This is a genomic window from Pseudomonas laurylsulfatiphila (genome assembly GCF_002934665.1).
Lineage (GTDB): Bacteria > Pseudomonadota > Gammaproteobacteria > Pseudomonadales > Pseudomonadaceae > Aquipseudomonas > Aquipseudomonas laurylsulfatiphila.
Genome location: NZ_NIRS01000007.1, coordinates 186,716 through 207,264 on the forward strand (window position 1 = coordinate 186,716; position 20,549 = coordinate 207,264).

Annotated in this window: 18 protein-coding genes; 13 read left to right on the forward strand and 5 right to left on the reverse strand. The window is 61.1% G+C overall.

What is annotated here, in order from left to right:
* Window positions 1–49 precede the first annotated feature (49 nt).
* From CD175_RS25670 to gatC, 4 genes are all read right to left on the reverse strand, one after another.
* Window positions 50–424 carry a septal ring lytic transglycosylase RlpA family protein gene (locus CD175_RS25670; RefSeq protein ID WP_104450932.1) on the reverse strand — a complete coding sequence of 125 codons (375 nt, stop codon included), beginning with the start codon at window positions 422–424 and terminating at the stop codon, window positions 50–52.
* 203 nt (window positions 425–627) lie between these two features.
* Window positions 628–2,073 carry an Asp-tRNA(Asn)/Glu-tRNA(Gln) amidotransferase subunit GatB gene (gatB, locus tag CD175_RS25675; RefSeq protein ID WP_104450933.1) on the reverse strand — a complete coding sequence of 482 codons (1,446 nt, stop codon included), beginning with the start codon at window positions 2,071–2,073 and terminating at the stop codon, window positions 628–630.
* A 10-nt stretch (window positions 2,074–2,083) separates the two neighbouring features.
* Window positions 2,084–3,535, reverse strand: coding sequence for an Asp-tRNA(Asn)/Glu-tRNA(Gln) amidotransferase subunit GatA (gene gatA / locus CD175_RS25680; protein WP_104450934.1), 1,452 nt, complete (start codon window positions 3,533–3,535; stop codon window positions 2,084–2,086).
* A 16-nt stretch (window positions 3,536–3,551) separates the two neighbouring features.
* Complete coding sequence (gatC, locus tag CD175_RS25685; protein ID WP_007976465.1) at window positions 3,552–3,839, reverse strand: Asp-tRNA(Asn)/Glu-tRNA(Gln) amidotransferase subunit GatC; 288 nt, start codon at window positions 3,837–3,839, stop codon at window positions 3,552–3,554.
* A 211-nt stretch (window positions 3,840–4,050) separates the two neighbouring features.
* Here gatC and mreB point away from each other — a divergent pair, with 211 nt between their 5' ends.
* The 8 genes from mreB (at window position 4,051) to tldD (ending at window position 15,404) form a co-directional block, all read left to right on the forward strand.
* Window positions 4,051–5,088 carry a rod shape-determining protein MreB gene (gene mreB / locus CD175_RS25690; RefSeq protein WP_002555108.1) on the forward strand — a complete coding sequence of 346 codons (1,038 nt, stop codon included), beginning with the start codon at window positions 4,051–4,053 and terminating at the stop codon, window positions 5,086–5,088.
* A 143-nt stretch (window positions 5,089–5,231) separates the two neighbouring features.
* Window positions 5,232–6,368 (forward strand): rod shape-determining protein MreC, encoded by a 1,137-nt coding sequence (mreC, locus tag CD175_RS25695; RefSeq protein WP_104450935.1) that lies wholly within the window; start codon window positions 5,232–5,234, stop codon window positions 6,366–6,368.
* On the forward strand, window positions 6,368–6,859 hold the full coding sequence (mreD, locus tag CD175_RS25700; RefSeq protein WP_007970244.1) for a rod shape-determining protein MreD: 492 nt from the start codon (window positions 6,368–6,370) through the stop codon (window positions 6,857–6,859). The genes mreC and mreD overlap by 1 nt, the downstream gene beginning before the upstream one ends.
* Before the next feature lie 32 nt (window positions 6,860–6,891).
* A complete protein-coding gene (locus tag CD175_RS25705; RefSeq protein ID WP_104450936.1) occupies window positions 6,892–7,488 on the forward strand; it encodes a Maf family protein in 597 nt (198 codons plus the stop codon).
* A 57-nt stretch (window positions 7,489–7,545) separates the two neighbouring features.
* Window positions 7,546–9,003, forward strand: a complete 1,458-nt coding sequence (gene rng, locus CD175_RS25710) for a ribonuclease G (protein WP_007970246.1) — start codon at window positions 7,546–7,548, stop codon at window positions 9,001–9,003.
* 75 nt (window positions 9,004–9,078) lie between these two features.
* Window positions 9,079–12,882 (forward strand): YhdP family protein, encoded by a 3,804-nt coding sequence (locus CD175_RS25715; RefSeq protein WP_104450937.1) that lies wholly within the window; start codon window positions 9,079–9,081, stop codon window positions 12,880–12,882.
* Between the two features lie 212 nt (window positions 12,883–13,094).
* On the forward strand, window positions 13,095–13,949 hold the full coding sequence (locus CD175_RS25720) for a carbon-nitrogen hydrolase family protein (RefSeq protein ID WP_104450938.1): 855 nt from the start codon (window positions 13,095–13,097) through the stop codon (window positions 13,947–13,949).
* A gap of 12 nt (window positions 13,950–13,961) precedes the next feature.
* Window positions 13,962–15,404, forward strand: coding sequence for a metalloprotease TldD (tldD, locus tag CD175_RS25725; RefSeq protein WP_007970251.1), 1,443 nt, complete (start codon window positions 13,962–13,964; stop codon window positions 15,402–15,404).
* 103 nt (window positions 15,405–15,507) lie between these two features.
* On the opposite strand, the gene yjgA is transcribed toward tldD, so the two are convergent.
* Window positions 15,508–16,032: a ribosome biogenesis factor YjgA gene (gene yjgA / locus CD175_RS25730; RefSeq protein WP_007970253.1), complete on the reverse strand. Its 525-nt coding sequence runs from the start codon at window positions 16,030–16,032 to the stop codon at window positions 15,508–15,510.
* Window positions 16,033–16,140: 108 nt separating this feature from the next.
* Here yjgA and pmbA point away from each other — a divergent pair, with 108 nt between their 5' ends.
* The 5 genes from pmbA (at window position 16,141) to CD175_RS25755 (ending at window position 20,546) form a co-directional block, all read left to right on the forward strand.
* Window positions 16,141–17,487, forward strand: a complete 1,347-nt coding sequence (pmbA, locus tag CD175_RS25735; protein ID WP_104450939.1) for a metalloprotease PmbA — start codon at window positions 16,141–16,143, stop codon at window positions 17,485–17,487.
* A 224-nt stretch (window positions 17,488–17,711) separates the two neighbouring features.
* Window positions 17,712–18,119 (forward strand): FagA protein, encoded by a 408-nt coding sequence (locus CD175_RS25740; RefSeq protein WP_104450940.1) that lies wholly within the window; start codon window positions 17,712–17,714, stop codon window positions 18,117–18,119.
* Window positions 18,100–19,476 (forward strand): class II fumarate hydratase, encoded by a 1,377-nt coding sequence (locus tag CD175_RS25745; protein ID WP_104450941.1) that lies wholly within the window; start codon window positions 18,100–18,102, stop codon window positions 19,474–19,476. The genes CD175_RS25740 and CD175_RS25745 overlap by 20 nt, the downstream gene beginning before the upstream one ends.
* A 27-nt stretch (window positions 19,477–19,503) precedes the next feature.
* Window positions 19,504–19,932: a DUF2753 family protein gene (locus CD175_RS25750; protein WP_104450942.1), complete on the forward strand. Its 429-nt coding sequence runs from the start codon at window positions 19,504–19,506 to the stop codon at window positions 19,930–19,932.
* Between the two features lie 2 nt (window positions 19,933–19,934).
* Window positions 19,935–20,546 carry a superoxide dismutase gene (locus tag CD175_RS25755; RefSeq protein WP_102702545.1) on the forward strand — a complete coding sequence of 204 codons (612 nt, stop codon included), beginning with the start codon at window positions 19,935–19,937 and terminating at the stop codon, window positions 20,544–20,546.
* Window positions 20,547–20,549: the final 3 nt, after the last annotated feature.

The window sequence follows — 20,549 nt, forward strand, 5'->3', positions numbered from 1 at the left end:
CTGATCAGGGGTAAGTCGGCTAGTCCGAAAATGGTCGGGGCTCCATCGGTCAGTCGTCGAGGGCTTGCACGCGAACCCGCGCGGTGCCGCTGCGTAGCATGCCCAGGCGCTCGGCGGCTTCCTGGGACAGGTCGATCAGGCGGCCACGGGTGTGCGGTCCGCGATCATTGATGCGTACCACGCAGGACTTGTCGTTATTCAGATTGGTGACCTTCACCCGCGTACCGAAGGGTAGCTGGCGATGGGCGGCGGTCATGGAATTCTTGTTGAAACGCTCGCCGCTGGCGGTGCGTTTGCCTTGGTGTTTGGAGCCGTAGTACGACGCCATGCCGGTTTTGTCGTAGCCGTGCGGGTCGACGGTGTCGGTGCTGGCGCAGCCGGCCAGGAGCGAGAGGAGGGCGCAGGCGCCAAGCAGACGTTTCATTCGAAGGCTCGCAAAATAGTTGTGGCGAGGGAGCTTGCTCCCGCTCGACCGCGAAGCGGTCGCAAAATCAGACAACACATTTTCTGAAAAAATGCGGTGACCTATTTGGGTCTGCTTCGCAGACCAGCGGGACGGTGCGGCGATCCGACAAGCTCCCTCGCCACAGGGAATAGAGCCAGTATTTAGAGCTGGCTCCATTCTCATCAGCCTTCGAGCTTGCTTTTCAGCAGTTCGTTGACCTGTTGCGGGTTGGCCTTGCCTTTGGAAGCTTTCATGGCCTGGCCGACGAAGAAGCCGAACATCTTGCCGCGCTTGGCTTCGTCTGCCGCGCGGTATTGTTCGACCTGCTCGGCGTTGGCCGCGAGCATTTCGTCCAGCACCGCCGAGATCGCGCCAGTGTCGGTCACTTGCTTGAGGCCGCGTTTGTCGATGATCTCGTCTGCGCTGCCTTCGCCGTTCGCCATCGCTTCAAACACCACCTTGGCGATTTTGCCGGAGATGGTGTTGTCCTTGATGCGCAGCAGCATGCCGCCCAGAAGCTCGGCGGAAACCGGCGAATCTTCGATGTCCAGGCCTTGCTTGTTGAGCAGGCTGCCCAACTCGACCATCACCCAGTTCGCTGCCAGCTTGGCGTCGCCGCCGATGCTTGCGACTTTCTCGAAGTAATCGGCTTGCTCGCGGCTGGTGGCCAGGACGCTGGCGTCGTAGACCGACAGACCGAACTGCTCCTGGAAACGCTCGCGCTTCTGCGGCGGCAATTCCGGCAGGGTGGCGCGCACGTCGTCGAGGAAGGTGTTTTCGATCACGACTGGCAGCAGGTCCGGATCAGGGAAGTAACGGTAGTCGTTGGCTTCCTCTTTGCTGCGCATCGGACGGGTTTCGTCCTTGTTCGGATCGTACAGTCGGGTCTGCTGAATCACCTTGCCACCGTCTTCGATCAGCTCGATTTGACGCTGGATTTCGCTGTTGATCGCTTTTTCGATGAAGCGGAACGAGTTGACGTTCTTGATCTCGCAGCGAGTACCGAACTCGACCTGGCCTTTCGGACGGATCGATACGTTGCAGTCGCAACGCAGCGAGCCTTCGGCCATGTTGCCGTCACAGATGCCCAGGTAACGCACCAGCGCGTGGATCGCCTTGACGTAAGCCACGGCTTCCTTGGCGCTGCGCATGTCCGGTTCGGAAACGATTTCCAGCAACGGCGTACCGGCACGGTTCAGGTCGATGCCGCTGGCGCCGCTGAATTCTTCGTGCAGGCTTTTGCCGGCGTCTTCTTCAAGGTGCGCGCGGGTGATGCCGACACGTTTGACCGTGCCGTCTTCCAGGGCGATGTCCAGGTGGCCCTTGCCGACGATCGGCAATTCCATCTGGCTGATCTGGTAGCCCTTGGGCAGGTCCGGGTAGAAGTAGTTTTTACGGGCGAACACGTTGTGCTGGCCGATCTCGGCGTCAATCGCCAGACCGAACATCACCGCCATGCGCACCGCTTCCTGGTTCAGCACCGGCAGTACGCCGGGCATGCCCAGGTCGATCAGGCTGGCCTGGGTGTTCGGCTCGGAGCCGAACTGGGTGGAACTACCGGAAAAGATTTTCGACCGGGTAGTGAGCTGAGTGTGAATCTCCAGCCCGATCACGACTTCCCATTGCATGTGTGTCTCCTCAGAAGCCGGTTGGGGTGCGGGTGTGCCAGTCAGTGTTGAGCTGATACTGGTGGGCAACGTTCAACAGGCGACCTTCCTGGAAATACGGCGCGAGCAATTGCACGCCAACCGGCAGACCGTCGACAAAACCGGCCGGCATCGACAGGCCCGGCAGGCCGGCGAGGTTGGCGGTGATGGTGTAGACGTCTTCCAGGTACGCAGCTACCGGGTCGCTGTTCTTGGCGCCGAGCTTCCAGGCCGGGTTCGGCGTGGTTGGGCCGAGGATGATGTCGACCTCATTGAAGGCCGCCATGAAGTCGTTCTTGATCAAGCGACGGATCTTCTGCGCCTTGAGGTAGTAGGCATCGTAGTAACCGGCGGACAGCGCGTAGGCACCGACCATGATCCGGCGCTGCACTTCCGCGCCGAAGCCTTCGCCACGGGAGCGCTTGTACAGGTCTTCCAGGTTTTTCGGGTCTTCGCAGCGATAGCCGAAGCGCACGCCGTCGAAACGCGACAGGTTGGAAGAGGCTTCCGCCGGGGCGATGACGTAGTAGGCAGGAATCGCGTGCTGCATGTTCGACAGGCTGATTTCCTTGATCACGGCGCCGAGCTTTTCCAGCTCCTTGATGCTGTTGTGGATCAGTTCGGCAATGCGCGGGTCGAGACCGGCGCTGAAGTATTCCTTCGGCACACCGATGCGCAGGCCTTGCAGCGAGCCATTGAGGCTGGCGCTGTAGTCCGGCACGGGTTCATCGATGCTGGTGGAGTCGTTCGGATCGAAGCCGGCCATACCTTGCAACAAAATCGCGCAGTCTTCGGCGGTGCGTGCCATCGGGCCGCCCTGGTCGAGGCTGGACGCGTAGGCAATCATGCCCCAGCGCGAAACACGACCGTACGTCGGTTTCAGGCCGGTGAGGTTGGTCAAGGCAGCGGGCTGACGAATGGAGCCGCCAGTATCGGTGCCGGTCGCCGCAGGCAGCAGGCGAGCGGCAACCGCCGCAGCGGAGCCGCCGGACGAACCGCCCGGCACGTGTTCCAGGTTCCACGGGTTTTTCACCGCGCCGTAGTAGCTCGACTCGTTGGCCGAACCCATGGCGAATTCGTCCATGTTGGTCTTGCCCAGGGTCACGGCCCCGGCAGCGGCCAGCTTGGCGACGACAGTGGCGTCGTACGGTGCCTTGAAGTTGTCGAGCATCTTCGAGCCGCAACTGGTGCGAATGCCCTGGGTGCAGAACAGGTCCTTGTGGGCGATCGGCGCGCCGAGCAGGGCGCCGCTCTCACCATTGGCCCGGCGGGCGTCGGCGGCTTTCGCCTGCGTCAGTGCCAGGTCTTCGGTGAGGCTGATGAAACTGTTGAGCTGTGGATCGAGCTGGGCGATGCGCGCCAGCAGGACTTTGGTCAGCTCTTCGGAGGAAAACTTTTTATCGGCGAGTCCGCGGGCGATCTCGGCCAGAGTCAATTGATGCATTGCAGGCTCTTTCCCTTTAGTCGATGACTTTCGGAACCAGGTACAGGCCGTTTTCGACCGCTGGTGCGATGGACTGGTAGGCCTCGCGGTTATTGGTCTCGGTCACGACGTCCGCGCGCAGGCGCTGGCTGGCTTCCAGCGGGTGGGCCAGCGGTTCGATACCGTCGGTATTGACCGCCTGCATTTCGTCGACCAGCCCGAGAATGCTGTTGAGGGCCGAAGTGATGTGTGGAAGATCGGCATCATTGAGGCCCAGACAGGCCAGATGAGCGATTTTTTCCACGTCGGAGCGTTCAAGCGCCATTGGGATTCTCCAGTGGAAAACAAAACGGACGGCGTCCGTGTGTTAGATTGTCGGAACACTACCGCACTTCTACGGTCATAAGGCCGCGATTGTGGGGCTTGGTGCACAGAAAAGCGGCCAATTTAACATATTGGCGCCTTGCCCAAAATCCCTGTCGTTGTTAGAGTTTGCCGCACTTTTTTACCCACGCGTTGCCTAGGGTCCCTTTCCCATGTTCAAGAAACTGCGTGGCATGTTTTCCAGCGATCTTTCCATTGACCTGGGCACTGCCAACACCCTTATTTACGTGCGCGAGCGCGGTATCGTCCTGAATGAGCCCTCCGTTGTGGCCATTCGGACACACGGTAACCAGAAAAGTGTCGTTGCTGTCGGCACCGAAGCCAAGCGCATGCTCGGCCGTACTCCGGGCAACATTGCTGCCATTCGTCCGATGAAGGACGGCGTGATCGCCGACTTCAGCGTTTGCGAAAAAATGCTGCAGTACTTTATCAACAAGGTTCACGAAAACAGCTTTCTGCAGCCTAGCCCGCGCGTGTTGATCTGCGTTCCATGCAAATCCACCCAGGTTGAGCGTCGCGCCATCCGCGAATCGGCCCTCGGTGCCGGTGCCCGTGAAGTGTTCCTGATCGAAGAGCCAATGGCCGCTGCGATCGGTGCCGGCCTGCCGGTTGAAGAAGCCCGCGGCTCGATGGTCGTGGATATCGGTGGCGGTACCACCGAAATCGCGCTGATCTCCCTGAACGGTGTGGTTTACGCCGAATCCGTACGCGTTGGCGGCGACCGCTTCGACGAAGCGATCATCACCTACGTGCGTCGCAACTACGGCAGCCTGATCGGTGAATCCACCGCCGAGCGTATCAAGCAGGAAATCGGCACGGCCTACCCGGGCGGCGAAGTTCGCGAAGTCGACGTTCGTGGCCGTAACCTGGCCGAAGGCGTTCCACGCGCATTCACCCTGAACTCCAATGAAGTGCTGGAAGCTCTGCAAGAGTCCCTGGCAACCATCGTTCAGGCCGTGAAAAGCGCCCTGGAGCAATCGCCTCCGGAACTGGCTTCCGACATCGCCGAGCGCGGTCTGGTGCTGACCGGTGGTGGCGCCTTGCTGCGTGACCTGGACAAGTTGCTGGCCCAGGAAACCGGTCTGCCGGTGATCGTTGCCGAAGACCCGCTGACCTGCGTTGCTCGCGGCGGTGGCCGTGCATTGGAAATGATGGATAAACACACCATGGACCTGCTTTCCAGCGAATAAGTCGCCGGATCGCTTCTATGCTGTTGAGCGCGCAGGCGGCACTTTGCAGTGCTGCCTGTTCGCGTTTATCTTCTGTCAGTCTGCATCCAGGCCGGATTGCTGCCGTATGAATAAACAGAACATTTGCCTGGGAGGAGCGGCTTATTAAACCGCTTTTCACCAAGGGCCCTTCACTGGGCGTGCGCCTGTTGGTGCTGGTCGTGCTATCGGTCGCGCTGATGGTGGTCGATGCCCGTTTCAGTCTGCTCAAGCCTGCACGCAGCCAGATGTCGCTGGTGCTGATGGATGCCTACTGGATCACCGATCTGCCCGGACGACTCTGGGAAGGCGTTGCCAGTCAGTTTGGCAGCCGGACCGAACTCGTCGCTGAAAACGAAAAACTCAAGACCGAGAACCTGCTGTTGCAGGGGCGCATGCAGAAGCTTGCCGCCCTGACCGAGCAGAACGTTCGGCTGCGCGAGTTGCTCAACTCTTCGGCACTGGTCAACGAGAAGGTCGAAGTGGCCGAGTTGATCGGCATGGACCCCAACCCCTTCACCCATCGCATCATCATCAACAAAGGTGAGCGCGACGGTGTGGTCCTCGGTCAGCCGGTACTCGATGCCCGCGGCCTGATGGGCCAGGTGGTCGAGTTGATGCCCTACACCTCCCGCGTCCTGCTGCTCACCGACACCACCCACAGCATTCCGGTGCAGGTAAACCGTAACGGATTGCGGGCGATTGCCAGCGGCACCGGCAACCCGGAGCGCCTCGAGTTGCGTCATGTGGCCGATACCGCCGACATCAAGGAAGGCGACTTGCTGGTCAGCTCTGGTCTCGGCCAACGTTTCCCGGCCGGTTATCCGGTGGCGACGGTCAAGGAAGTGATTCACGATTCCGGCCAGCCGTTTGCCATTGTCCGCGCCATTCCGACCGCCGCCTTGAACCGCAGCCGTTACCTGCTGCTGGTGTTCAGCGACACCCGTACCCCGGAAGAGCGCGCCAACGCTGCCGCCCAGGCCCAGGAAAGCCTGGATGCACAGGGCGGTGGCCCGATGATTCCGGCGACAGTTCCGAAGCTGGTCAACCCCGCAGTTCCCGCGGCACCGGTCGTCGCACCGGCAGTTCCTGCCACGGCGGCTCCGGCGGCGACCGCACCCGCCAAGCCAGCCACCACGCCAGCCAAGCCTGCGGCCACGCATCCTGCGGCGGCTAAACCGCCGGCGGCGCAACCCGCTGCCGCGAAGCCTGCCGCCAAACCGCCAGTCTCCGCGCCGGCCACTCCAGTGGGGAGAGAATAATGGGCGGTGTAAAAGCATCCCGAAACGGCTGGATAGTCTGGCTGACGTTCGCCGTCGGTCTACTCCTCAGCGTGTCGCCTTTGCCGCAATTCATGGAAATCCTGCGTCCGCTGTGGCTGGCCTTGTTGCTGGCATTCTGGGCGTTGAACCTGCCGCAGACCGTGGGGATGGTGACGGCGTTCTGCCTGGGGCTGGCTGAAGACGTGCTCTACGGTACCTTGCTGGGTCAGAATGCCTTGATCCTGACCCTCATCACCTATTTGGTACTGGCGCTGCAGCAGCGTCTGCGGATGTTCCCGATGTGGCAGCAGAGCCTGGTGATCCTGGTGATCTTCGGCCTCGCCCAGCTTGTACAACTCTGGCTCAGTGCCTTGACTGGCAATCGTCAGCCGACGCTGGCGCTGGTGCTGCCGGCACTGGTCAGTGCATTGCTCTGGCCCTGGATCAGTTTCGGTTTGCGCGGATTGCGTCGACGCTACAAAATCAATTAATTCGCTCAAGCATTAGACAGGGAGAGGTCTTGATGAAACGGTTGTACCTCGCCTCTGGCTCGCCACGCCGGCGTGAATTGCTCACGCAGATCGGCGTTCCGTTCTCCGCCGTCAGTGCGGACATCGATGAAACTCCTATAGATCAAGAATCCCCGTCGGCCTATGTCGAGCGTCTGGCACGCGGCAAGGCCGAGGCCGGGCGCGGCAGCGTCGTGTCTGACGAACCGTTCTGCGTGCTCGGCGCCGATACCGCCGTGGTGCTTGATGGAAAAATTCTCGGCAAACCGGTTGATCAAGCGGATGCCTGCGCCATGCTGATGATGTTGTCAGGGTGTGAGCATGAAGTCCTGACCGCGATTGCGCTGCTGGACGGCGAACGCTGCGAGTCCCGGGTTGTCACCAGTCGCGTGCGTTTTCGTGATATCAGTCGTGAAGAAGCCGCAGCCTACTGGGCCAGTGGCGAACCAAGGGACAAGGCGGGCGGTTATGGCATTCAAGGACTGGGTGCGGTGTTTGTCGCCGGGCTCAATGGAAGTTATTCAGCGGTGGTCGGACTGCCGCTTTGCGAAACCGCGGAACTGCTCGGCCATTTCGGCATACCCTGTTGGCAAACCCGGAACGCACACTAAGCAACGTTCTGAACAGATGCGGCCATTATCGTGAACATGCCTGAACGAGACCCTGCCATGAGTGAAGAGATCCTGATCAACATCACGCCGATGGAGTCGCGCGTGGCGGTGGTCGAAAACGGTGTCCTGCAAGAGGTCCACGTCGAGCGTACGCAAAAGCGCGGGATCGTCGGCAACATCTATAAAGGCAAAGTCGTGCGGGTATTGCCGGGGATGCAGGCGGCATTCGTCGATATCGGCCTGGATCGCGCGGCGTTCATTCACGCGTCGGAAATCTCCCTGCGCGAAGGCCCGGCGGTCGAGAGCATCAGCGCACTGGTGCACGAAGGCCAGAGCCTGGTGGTGCAAGTGACCAAGGACCCGATCGGTTCCAAAGGCGCACGCCTGACCACCCAGCTGTCGATCCCTTCACGCTACCTGGTGTACATGCCGCGTACGGCCCATGTCGGGATTTCCCTGAAGATCGAAGACGAAGCCGAACGCGAACGTCTCAAGCAAGTGGTCACCGATTGCGTGGCCAAGGAAGGTATCAAGGAGGCCGGCGGTTTCATCCTGCGTACGGCAGCCGAAGGCGCTGGCGCCGATGAAATCCTCATGGACATCCGCTACCTGCGAAGGCTCTGGGATCAGATCAGCGCCCAGATCAAAACCATCAGCGCGCCCAGCGTGATCTACGAAGATCTCGGTCTGGCGCTGCGCACCCTGCGTGACCTGGTGAGCCCGAAAATCGAGAAGATCCGCATCGACTCCCGGGAAACCTTCCAGAAGACCACGCAATTCGTCGCCGAATTGATGCCGGAGATTGCCGACCGTCTGGAGCATTACCCGGGCGAGCGGCCGATTTTCGACCTGTATGGCGTCGAAGACGAAATCCAGAAGGCCCTCGAACGCAAGGTCCCGCTCAAGTCTGGCGGATATCTGGTGGTCGACCCGGCGGAAGCCATGAGCACCATCGACGTCAATACCGGGGCGTTCGTCGGCCATCGCAACCTCGAGGAAACCATCTTCAAGACCAACCTCGAAGCCGCGACGGCCATCGCCCGCCAATTGCGCCTGCGCAACCTCGGCGGAATCATCATCATCGACTTCATCGACATGGAAGACGAAGAGCACCAGCGCCAGGTGCTGCGCACGCTCGAGAAGCAGCTGGAACGCGATCACGCCAAGACCAACATCATCGGTATCACCGAGTTGGGCCTGGTGCAGATGACCCGCAAGCGCACCCGCGAAAGCCTTGAACAAGTCTTGTGCGAGCCGTGCAACGCCTGTCAGGGGCGCGGCAAGCTCAAGACGCCGGAAACCGTGTGTTACGAAATCTTTCGCGAAATCCTGCGTGAGGCTCGCGCCTATCAGGCAGAGGGCTATCGTGTATTGGCCAACCAGAAAGTTGTCGACCGCCTGCTCGACGAGGAGTCGGGCAACGTCGCCGAGCTGGAAGGGTTTATCGGGCGCACCATCCGTTTCCAGGTCGAAACCATGTATTCCCAGGAACAATACGACGTGGTGCTGCTCTGAAGCGTTTCGTTTTGATTATTCGAGAATGGCTGGCCTCAGCTTTTTGCAAAACTTTTGCCATGGGGGCCATCTGACATGGACCGTCTGACACGCATTTTGGCCGCACTGACCCGCTGGGGTCTGGGCCTGTGCGCGTTGGTTTTGGTATTGATGGCACTCTACGTCAGCCTTGGCCGGGAACTGACACCACTGGTCGCCGAGTACCGTGCCGATATCGAAACCAAAGCCATCGATGCCTTGGGCATGCCGCTGCAAATCGGCGAACTGGAAGGCAACTGGAGTGGATTCGCCCCCGTATTGATGGCGCACGACGTGACCGTCGGCGAGGGCGCCAATGCCCTGCACCTGGATCAGGTGCGCGCGGTGCCGGACCTTTGGGCCAGCCTGCTGGCGCGTCAGGTACGCATCGCTCATCTGGAACTCAGCGGCCTGAAGATCAGCCTCAAGGAGGGCGACGACGGTCAATGGGCGCTGGAAGGTTTGCCGGTGCAACAGGATCAGCCGACCGATCCGGAACAATTGCTCAATCGCATGCAGATGATCCAGCAATTGTCTGTACTCGACAGCCAGGTGACCTTGCAGCCCTTTGCACATTCGCCGCTGACCTTGACCTACGTCGGCCTGAATCTGAAAACCGGTGCGTCGCGGCAGCGTCTCGACGCCCGCCTGACCCTGCCCGACGGCCAGCCTGTAGCCATGAGCCTGCGTACCCGCATTCGAGCCAGCCAATGGCAGGATGGTGAAGCCGAGTTCTACCTGAGCCTGCCGCAAAGCGACTGGTCGAAGTGGCTGCCCGAGCGCGTCAGCCAGCAATGGAATTTCTCCGAGATCAAGGCCGGCGGCGAGCTGTGGCTGACCTGGGGCAAAGGCCTCTTGCAAAGTGCCGCAGTGCGCTTGAATGCACCACAACTCAAGGGCGCCTACGCCGAGCGCAAGCCGATCCAGATCAACAACCTGGCGCTCAATGGATACTTCGAGCGCAGTGCCGAAGGCATGCAGGTGACCCTGGATTCCCTGGCAATGAACCTGGGCGACGTCCGCTGGGAAACGCATTTGCAGCTCAAGCAAAGCGCCGCCACCGACAAGACCGAAGAACTCTGGCATCTACAGGCCGACCGCGTCGACCTGACCCCGCTCACGCCGCTGCTTAATGCCCTGGCGCCGTTTCCGCAAGGCTTTGCCACCGTTGTCGAGCGGCTCAAGGTGAAGGGCGGACTGCGCAATGTATTGATCGACGTGCGACCCAATGCCACCGACGACAGCAAGTTCAGCTTTGCCGCCAACCTCGACCAGGTGGGTTTCGATGCCTATCACGGTGCGCCGGCGGCGCGAAATGTCAGTGGCAGCATCAGCGGTGACCTGGGGCACGGCGAACTGCGTATGGACAGCAAGGATTTCATGCTGCACCTGGACCCGATTTTCGCCAAGCCATGGCAGTACATTCAGGCCAACGCGCGGCTGACCTGGAAACTCGATAAAGAAGGCTTCACCCTGATTGCGCCCTATCTGAAGGTGCTGGGCGAGGAGGGCAAGATTGCCGGCGACTTCCTGATTCGCCTGCATTTCGATCACACCCAGGAAGACTACATGGACCTGCGGGTGGGCATGGTGGACGGCGACGGTCGCTACACCGCCAAGTACTTGCCGACGGTCCTCAGCCCGGCGCTGGACGAATGGCTGCGCACGGCGATTCTCAAGGGCGCGGTGGACCAGGGCTTCTTCCAGTATCAAGGGTCGCTCAACCACGGTGCCGCAGACGTCGATCGCAGCATCAGCCTGTACTTCAAGGTTCACGATGCCGAACTGGCCTTCCAGCCGGGCTGGCCCCATGTCAGCAAGGTCAGCGGAGATGTGTTTGTCGAAGACAGCGGCGTGCGGATTCTGGCCAGCAAAGGCCAGTTGCTCGACACCCAGGTCAGCGATGTTTACGTCAACATTCCCCATGTGCCTGCGGGGCAGAACGTTCATTTGTTCCTCGATGGCGGATTTGCCGGCGGTTTGGGCGATGGCCTGAAAATCCTTCAGGAAGCGCCGATCGGCACCGGGGCGACCTTTGCCGGGTGGGAAGGCGAGGGTGATCTGAGCGGCAAGTTGAAGCTGGATATTCCGCTGGCAAAAGGCGAGGAACCGAAGATCCTCGTCGATTTCAAGACCGCCAGGGCACGCTTGAAACTGGCCGAGCCGGTGCTGGAGCTGACCCAGCTCAAAGGTGACTTCCGTTTTGACAGCGCCAAAGGCCTGAGCGGGCAGAACATCAGCGCCCGGGCATTCGACAAGCCGGTCACCGCACAGATTTTTGCCGATGGCAGCCCGGGTAAGCTCAATACCCGGGTGACCGCGTCGGGCCAGGTCGAGGTCAAGAAACTGACCGACTGGCTGAAGGTGACCCAGCCTCTGCCGGTGAGTGGCGTGATCCCTTATCAACTGCAACTGACCCTCAATGGCGCCGACAGCCAATTGCTGGTCAACTCCAACCTCAAGGGCGTGGCGGTCGATTTGCCTGCGCCCTTCGGCATGGCCGCCGATGCCGGGCGCGACACGACGTTTCGTATGACGTTGCAAGGCGACGAGCGGCGCTATTGGGTCAACTACGGGGATCTGGCGAGTTTCACGTTTGCGGCCCCGGCCAGCAATTTCGCCGACGGTCGCGGGGACTTGTTCCTCGGCGGCGGCGAGGCCGTGTTGCCGGGCACCAAAGGTCTGCGGGTACGGGGCGTGTTGTCGGAACTGGACGTAGGCCCGTGGAAGGATCTGGTGGATAAATACGCCGGGCAGGACCCCGGCGGCAGCGCCAAGCAATTGCTCAGCGGTGCGGATTTCAAGGTGGGCAAGCTCAGCGGTATCGGCACCACGCTTGATCAGGCGTCGATCCAGCTGGCGCGCAAACCCTCCGCCTGGGCGCTGCAACTCGACAGCGAGCAGATCAAGGGCAGCGCCAACCTGCCCGATTCGAAGGCCACGCCAGTCGCGATCAATCTGCAAACCGTGCGCCTGCCGGCACCGGACCCGACCGTACTGGCCGATGAGAACTCGCCGGATCCGCTGGCGTCGGTGGACCCGACGAAAATCCCCGCGATGGACATCACGATCAATCAGTTATTCCAGGGCCAGGATCTGGTCGGTACCTGGTCGCTGAAGGTTCGCCCCACGGCCAGGGGCATTGTGTTCAACTCGCTGGATCTGGGGCTCAAGGGCATGCTGCTGGTGGGCAGTGGTGGCTGGGAAGGCGTACCCGGCGCCAGCAACAGCTGGTACAAGGGCCGCATCAGCGGCAAGAACCTCGCCGATGTGCTCAAGGGCTGGGGGTTTGCGCCGAGCGTCACCAGCCGGGACTTTTATATGGATGTCGATGGCCGCTGGCCCGGCTCGCCGGCCTGGGTGGCGACCAAGCGTTTCTCCGGCTCGCTCGATGCGACACTCAATCAGGGGCAGTTCGTCGAAGTCGAAGGCAGTGCCCAGGCACTGCGGGTATTTGGTTTGCTCAACTTCAACTCCATCGGCCGGCGTCTGCGCCTGGACTTCTCCGACCTGTTCGGCAAAGGCCTGAGTTATGACCGGGTCAAAGGGCTGCTGGTCGGGACGAATGGTGTGTATGTCACCCGTCAACCGATCCAGCTGACGGGGCCATCGAGCACCATCGAACTCGATGGCACGCTGAACATGGTGGCCGATCAGATCGATGCGAAACTGATGGTGACCTTGCCGGTGACCAATAACCTGCCGATTGCCGCGCTGATCGTCGGTGCACCGGCGGTCGGCGGGGCGTTGTTCCTGATCGACAAGCTGATCGGTGACCGGGTCTCCCGTTTCGCCAGTGTGAAGTACACCGTCAAAGGACCGTGGAAAGAACCGAAAATCACCTTCGACAAGGCTTTTTGAAAAACCATCCTTCGGGCCTATGGAGTAGCATGGCCATTGCGGCTCGCCCCCCTGTAGGAGCGAGCTTGCTCCGGGCGGCGTTCCGACGATGAGTTTGAATGCGACGCGTTTTTTCAGACAGCCTGCGTCATCGTTCACGTCCATCGTCGGAACGCCGCCCGGAGCAAGCTCGCTCCTACAAGGTCTGTGTTGATTTCAATAAGGAAAAGGCCATGTCTGTAGCGGTGATTCAAATGGTCAGCCAGAGCGATGTGCTGGCCAATCTGGCCCAGGCCCGTCGATTGCTCGAACAAGCGGCTGTCGGCGGCGCGAAACTCGCGGTATTGCCGGAAAATTTCGCCGCCATGGGCCGGCGCGATGTTGCCGACATCGGGCGCGCCGAAGCCCTGGGCGAAGGCCCGATCCTGCCCTGGTTGAAACAGACCGCACGCGACCTCAAGTTATGGATAGTGGCCGGCACGTTGCCGTTGCCGCCGGTGGATCAGCCGACGGCGAAGGCGCATGCCTGTTCGTTGCTGGTCGATGACCAGGGCGAAACGGTGGCGCGCTACGACAAACTGCACCTGTTCGATGTGGATGTGGCGGACAATCGTGGCCGTTACCGTGAATCCGATGACTATGCTTATGGCAGTGGAGTGGTCGTGGCGGACACACCGGTCGGTCGGGTCGGCCTGACGGTTTGCTATGACCTGCGCTTTCCCGAGCTGTACAGCGAACTGCGCGCTGCCGGCGCGGAACTGATTACCGCTCCCTCGGCCTTCACGGCGGTGACCGGCGCGGCGCATTGGGATGTGCTGATTCGTGCGCGGGCCATCGAGACCCAATGTTATGTGCTCGCGGCTGCCCAGGGCGGCACGCATCCGGGGCCGCGGGAAACCTTCGGACATGCCGCCATCGTCGACCCGTGGGGGCGTGTGCTGGCACAACAGGATCAAGGCGAGGCCGTGCTGCTGGCCGAACGCGACAGCAGCGAACAGGCGTCCATCCGGGCGCGGATGCCGGTGTCCAGTCACCGGCGCTTTTTCTCGCAGGGCGCCCAGCGACCTGCATCAGAAACACGAATTTAAGGCGTAAAGCATATGAGCGAGTTGTTGTCCTCAGTCAGTGAACACCTGCTGGCGCCCGGTGGCGTCACGATCGAGAGCCTGCAAGGCGTGCTCGGCGATCTGGCCGGGCCGGGCATCGATGCCGCCGACCTGTATTTCCAGGGGCAGATCTCCGAGTCCTGGGCGCTGGAAGACGGCATCGTCAAGGAAGGCAGCTTCAACCTTGACCAGGGTGTCGGCGTGCGGGCGCAATCGGGTGAGAAAACCGGTTTTGCCTACAGCAATGCCATCACCCTTGAAGCCCTGGGTGCGGCGGCGCGTGCCGCCCGTTCGATTTCCCGGGCTGGGCAACACGGTACGGTGCAGGCATTCACCAGCCAGGATGTCGCGCAGTTGTATGCGCCGGACAACCCCCTGGAAGTGCTGACCCGTGCCGAAAAGGTTGATTTGCTCAAGCGCGTCGACGCCGCGACCCGTGCACTTGACCCGCGCATCCAGCAGGTCACCGTGAGCATGGCCGGTGTCTGGGAGCGGATTCTGGTGGCGTCCACCGACGGCGGCCTGGCGGCGGATGTACGTCCGCTGGTGCGTTTCAACGTCAGCGTGATCGTCGAGCAGAACGGTCGCCGCGAGCGCGGCGGTCATGGCGGTGGCGGCCGGACCGATTACCGCTATTTCCTCGGCGAAGACCGCGCCATGGGCTATGCCCGTGAAGCGTTGCGCCAGGCGCTGGTCAACCTTGAAGCCATTCCGGCTCCTGCCGGTACCTTGCCGGTGGTACTCGGCTCCGGCTGGTCGGGCGTGCTGCTGCACGAAGCCGTCGGTCATGGTCTGGAAGGCGACTTCAACCGCAAGGGCAGTTCGGCTTATAGCGGGCGCATGGGCGAGATGGTTGCCTCCAAGCTGTGCACCATCGTCGATGACGGCACCCTGGCCGGTCGTCGCGGTTCGTTGAGCGTCGATGACGAAGGCACGCCGACCGAGTGCACCACGCTGATCGAAAACGGCGTACTCAAGGGCTACATGCAGGACAAGCTCAACGCCCGTCTGATGGGTGTGGCACGCACCGGCAACGGTCGTCGCGAGTCTTACGCGCACCTGCCGATGCCGCGCATGACCAACACCTACATGCTCGCCGGCGAAAGTGATCCGCAAGAAATCATCGCCTCGGTGAAACGCGGCATCTATTGCGCCAACCTCGGCGGCGGTCAGGTGGACATCACCAGTGGCAAGTTCGTGTTCTCCACCAGCGAGGCGTACCTGATCGAAGACGGCAAGATCACCGCCCCAGTCAAGGGCGCGACCCTGATCGGCAACGGGCCGGAAGCCATGAGCAAGGTGTCGATGGTCGGTAATGATCTGTCGCTGGACAGCGGCGTGGGCACATGTGGCAAGGATGGGCAGTCGGTGCCGGTGGGTGTCGGCCAGCCAACGCTGAAGATTGATGCGATCACCGTGGGTGGCACGGGGTCGTAAGGAGATACACCGCCTTTGTAGGAGCTGCCGCAGGCTGCGATCTTTGCTTTTTAAAGATCAAAAGATCGCAGCCTTCGGCAGCTCCTACAAGGGCTGCGATGACTTAACGCAGTCCGCGTTGAGTCTCGTCCAGCTCACGGATGTACTTGAAGATTTTACGGCTGGAAGCAGGAGGCTTGTTTTGCGCAACCTCGTGCTGGGCCTGACGGATCAGGGAGCGCAGTTGCTGGCGATCCGCGTCGGGGTATTCGACGACGAATTTTTCCAGTACGGCGTCGTCACCGGCAATCAGACGATCACGCCAGCGTTCCAGGTTATGGAAGCGTTCGTTGTATTGACGGGTGGAGGCATCGAGTTGATCGAGCAGAACCAGAATCGCGTCAGTGTCCTGATCGCGCATCAGTTTGCCGATGAACTGAAGGTGCCGTTTACGCGCGATGTTCGCGGTGTGTTTGGGCGCATCGGCCAGGGCCCGGCGCAATCCGTCGGTCAATGGCAGTTTGTTGAGCAAGTCAGGCTTGAGCGTTGTAAGGCGCTCGCCGAGGTCAACCAGAGCATGCAGCTCGCGTTTGACCTGGGATTTGCTTTTTTCTCCCGTATCGAGGGAGTCGTCGTAAGAATCAACCATGGTGGCAGTCCGCAAAGAAACGCCGCCATGATAACCAGTCGGGGGCCGCTTGTCCGGCCCGGTCGCTCGATGACCGTTACCGAAAGCAGAATTTGAGTGGAGAACAGCATGAGTGCAGTTGAAAGCGTCGGCCCACAAGCATTGCCGGCACTGCAGGAACAGGTCGAGCAGATCATCGCTGAAGCCAGGCGCCAGGGTGCCAGCGCCTGTGAAGTGGCCGTCTCCCTGGAGCAGGGCCTTTCGACTTCGGTGCGCCAGCGTGAAGTCGAAACGGTCGAATTCAACCGCGATCAGGGTTTTGGCATCACCCTGTATGTAGGCCAGCGCAAGGGCTCGGCCAGCACGTCGGCCAGCGGTCCGGAAGCGATTCGCGAAACGGTGGCCGCCGCTCTGGCTATCGCCAAGCACACCTCGGAAGACGAAGCCTCGGGCCTGGCAGATGCCGCGTTGATGGCGCGGGATCTTCAGGATTTCGACCTGTTTCACCAGTGGGACATCACGCCGGAGCAAGCCATCGAGCAGGCCCTGACCTGTGAAGCCGCGGCGTTTGCCGCCGACAGCCGGATCAAGAACGCCGACGGTACCACCCTCAGCACCCATCAGGGCTGCCGCGTTTATGGCAACAGTCACGGGTTTATCGGTGGTTATGCATCGACTCGCCACAGCCTCAGCTGCGTAATGATTGCCGAAGCGGACGGCCAGATGCAGCGTGATTACTGGTACGACGTGAACCGTCAGGGCAACTTGCTGGCCGATCCGGTGAGCATCGGCCAGCGTGCCGCGCAACGGGCGGCGAGCCGTCTGGGCGCGCGTCCGGTGCCGACCTGCGAGGTGCCTGTGCTGTTTTCCGCAGAGTTGGCGGGCGGCCTGTTCGGCAGTTTCATGTCGGCGATTTCCGGCGGCAGCCTGTATCGCAAGTCGTCGTTCCTTGAAGGCACGCTGGGGCAGAAGCTGTTTCCAGAGTGGCTGACCATCGACGAGCGCCCACACTTGATGCGTGCCATGGGCAGCGCGGCGTTCGATGGAGATGGTCTGGCAACCTACGCCAAACCGTTCGTCGAAAAAGGCGAGCTGGTGTCGTACATCCTCGGCACCTACTCCGGCCGCAAGCTCGGCATGCCGAGCACCGCCAATGCCGGCGGCGTGCACAACCTGTTCGTCACCCATGGCGATGAAGACCAGGCGGCCTTGCTGCGGCGCATGGGGCGCGGTTTGCTGGTGACTGAATTGATGGGGCAGGGCCTCAACATGGTGACCGGCGATTACTCCCGTGGTGCAGCGGGTTTCTGGGTCGAGAACGGCGAAATCCAGTTCGCGGTCCAGGAAGTGACCATCGCCGGCAACATGCGCGACATGTTCAAGCAGATCGTGGCCGTGGGTAATGATCTTGAGTTGCGTAGCAATATTCGTACAGGCTCGGTGCTGATCGAGCGGATGACGGTGGCGGGTAGCTAACGCCTCCGGCTGTACAAAAAAGGCGCGCTACCCAATGGGTGGTGCGCCTTTTTTATTGAGCTTACTCAATCCCTGTAGAAGCCCGGCTTGCCGGCGATGGCGATTTCAAAGCCGCCATCGCCGGCAAGCCGGGCTCCTACAGAAGATATTGCGCGCCGTACTGCCATTGTACTGTTTCTCATTATCATCTAATAATAAATCTCATTACCGAATAGGCCCGGATCATGAGTTCTGTCTTGCACGAGCTGCCTTACCTCGAAAGCTGGCGCTGGATGAGTCGCCAGATCCGTTGCGCGATGAATCCCGACGAGCCTCGCCTGATCGACCACTATCTGGCCGAAGGCAGGTATCTGGCGGCCTGCACGGCAACCTCACCCTGGACCGTCGCCGAAACTTCCTTCCGTTTATTGCTCGACACCGCCGCCGATGTCGCGCTGCCGTGGCATTGGCGCACGCACTGTCTCGACCAGGCCTGGCGCCCGCTGCGCGAACTGGAGCGCCTCTCTTTGTGCAAATGCCGCCTCAAGCGCTGGCAGAGCTACACCTGGCAACTCGCGACCTGTGAGTTGCAGCCCTCGATTCCTCTTACTGAACTGGTGCAAGGATCTACAGATGACCAAGACACGCATTGAGCGCGACAGCATGGGCGAGCTTCAGGTCCCGGAAGACGCCCTCTACGGCGCACAGACTCAACGTGCGGTGGATAACTTCCCGATCAGCGGCAAGCCGATGCCCGTGCAGTTCATTCGCGCGCTGATCCTGGCCAAGACCGCGGCAGCCCGCGCCAACATCGAGCTCAAGCAGATCGGCGAAGCCCAGGGCAAGGCCATTGTCGACGCGGCCCAAGGCCTGCTCGAAGGTGATTTCATGCAGCACTTTCCGGTGGATATCTTCCAGACCGGTTCGGGCACCAGTTCCAACATGAACGCCAACGAAGTGATCGCCACGCTGGCCAGCCGCTTGCTCGGCGAGGCGGTGAACCCCAACGATCACGTCAACTGCGGCCAAAGCAGCAACGACATTATTCCGACCACCATCCACGTCAGTGCGGCGCTGGCATTGTATGAGCAATTGTTGCCGGCGCTGACGCACCTGGTGCAGGTCATCGAGCGCAAGGCCGGGCAGGTTCATCACCACGTCAAGACCGGGCGTACGCACCTGATGGACGCGATGCCGGTGCGCATGAGTCAGGTGCTCAACGGTTGGGCGCAACAGCTCAAGGCCAACATCAGTCATCTGCAAGACTTGCTACCAAGCCTGCAATCCCTGGCACAGGGCGGCACGGCGGTGGGTACGGGCGTCAACGCCCACCCCGAGTTCGCGGCGCGCTTCAGCCAGCAGCTGAGCACATTGACCCGGGTTCAGTTCCAGCCGGGCAAGGACCTGTTCGCGCTCATTGGCTCTCAGGACACCGCCGTCGCGGTTTCCGGGCAACTGAAGGCGACTGCCGTGTCGCTGATGAAAATCGCCAACGACCTGCGCTGGATGAACTCCGGTCCGCTGGCCGGCCTTGGCGAGATCGAACTGGAAGCCTTGCAAGCGGGCTCTTCGATCATGCCGGGCAAGGTCAACCCGGTCATTCCGGAGGCCACCGCAATGGTCGCGGCTCAGGTCATCGGCAACGACAGCGTGATCACCATCGCCGGTCAGTCGGGCAACTTCGAACTGAACGTGATGCTGCCGATCATCGCCCAGAACCTGCTCAGCAGTATCGAGTTGCTGGCCAATTCCAGCCGCCTGCTGGCGGACAAGGCGATTGCCAGCTTCAAGGTCAATGAGGGCCGGATCAAGGAAGCGCTGTCGCGCAACCCGATACTGGTCACCGCGCTCAACCCGATCATCGGTTACCAGAAAGCTGCCGAGATTGCCAAGAAGGCCTATCAGCAAGGTCGGCCGGTGATTGACGTCGCGCTGGAACACACCGACCTGTCGCGCGGCCAGCTGGAGGAATTGCTCAACCCGGAAAAACTCACCGCGGGCGGCGTGTAAGCCCCGCTGCCGCTTTGGAGGCGCACCATGGAGCACTGGAAACGCACGATCGACAGAGCCAATCGCTTTTTCATGCAGGGTGAACTGGTCGATGCCCGGGAGGCGTATCTGCAGGCATTGGCCCTGGCCCAGGTGCTGTTCGAGCGCTGGGCGGATGCCGGCGAAGCGGTGGCAGCTTGCGTGATTTCCCATCACAACCTGGCAGACCTGCACTTGCGCCTGAACCAGCCGGAGGAGAGCGCCGAATATTTGTGCGCCATCCACCAACGGCTGTTGCAGACCATGCAGGACTCGCGGCTACCACAAACATTGCGTGAAGCCGCGTTGCGCCAGAGCAGCAAGACCTACGTCGAGCTGCTGAATTTCATCAGTGAACACGGCGAATATCCGCGTACCCATCGACTGCTGCACATCGATGCCGCTTCGTCCGCGCCTCATCATCATGGAGTCCATTGAACATGGCTTTTAGCTTGCCTGCCTTGCCCTACGCCTACGACGCCCTGGAACCGCACATCGATGCGCAGACCATGGAGATCCACTACACCAAACATCACCAGACCTACATCAACAATCTCAACGCGGCCGTCGAGGGCACCGAGTATGCCGAGTGGCCCGTGGAGAAGCTGGTATCTGCCGTTCAGCAACTGCCGGAAAAACTGCGCGCGGCGGTGATCAATCAGGGAGGCGGCCACGCCAACCATTCGTTGTTCTGGGAGGTCATGACACCCGGCGGTGGAGGGAAACCCGAAGGCGCGTTGGCCAAGGCTATTGACGAGCAATTGGGCGGACTCGACAGTTTCAAGGAAGCCTTCACCAAGGCTGCGTTGACCCGCTTCGGCAGTGGCTGGGCCTGGCTCAGCGTGACGGCGCAAAAGACCCTGGTGGTGGAAAGCAGCGGTAACCAGGACAGCCCGTTAATGAGCGGCAATACGCCGATTCTGGGCCTCGACGTCTGGGAGCATGCCTATTACCTGCGCTATCAGAACCGCCGTCCTGAGTACATCAGCGCGTTTTACAACGTGATTAATTGGCCGCAAGTCGCTGCGCGCTATCAGGCCGCACTGGTTTAAGTC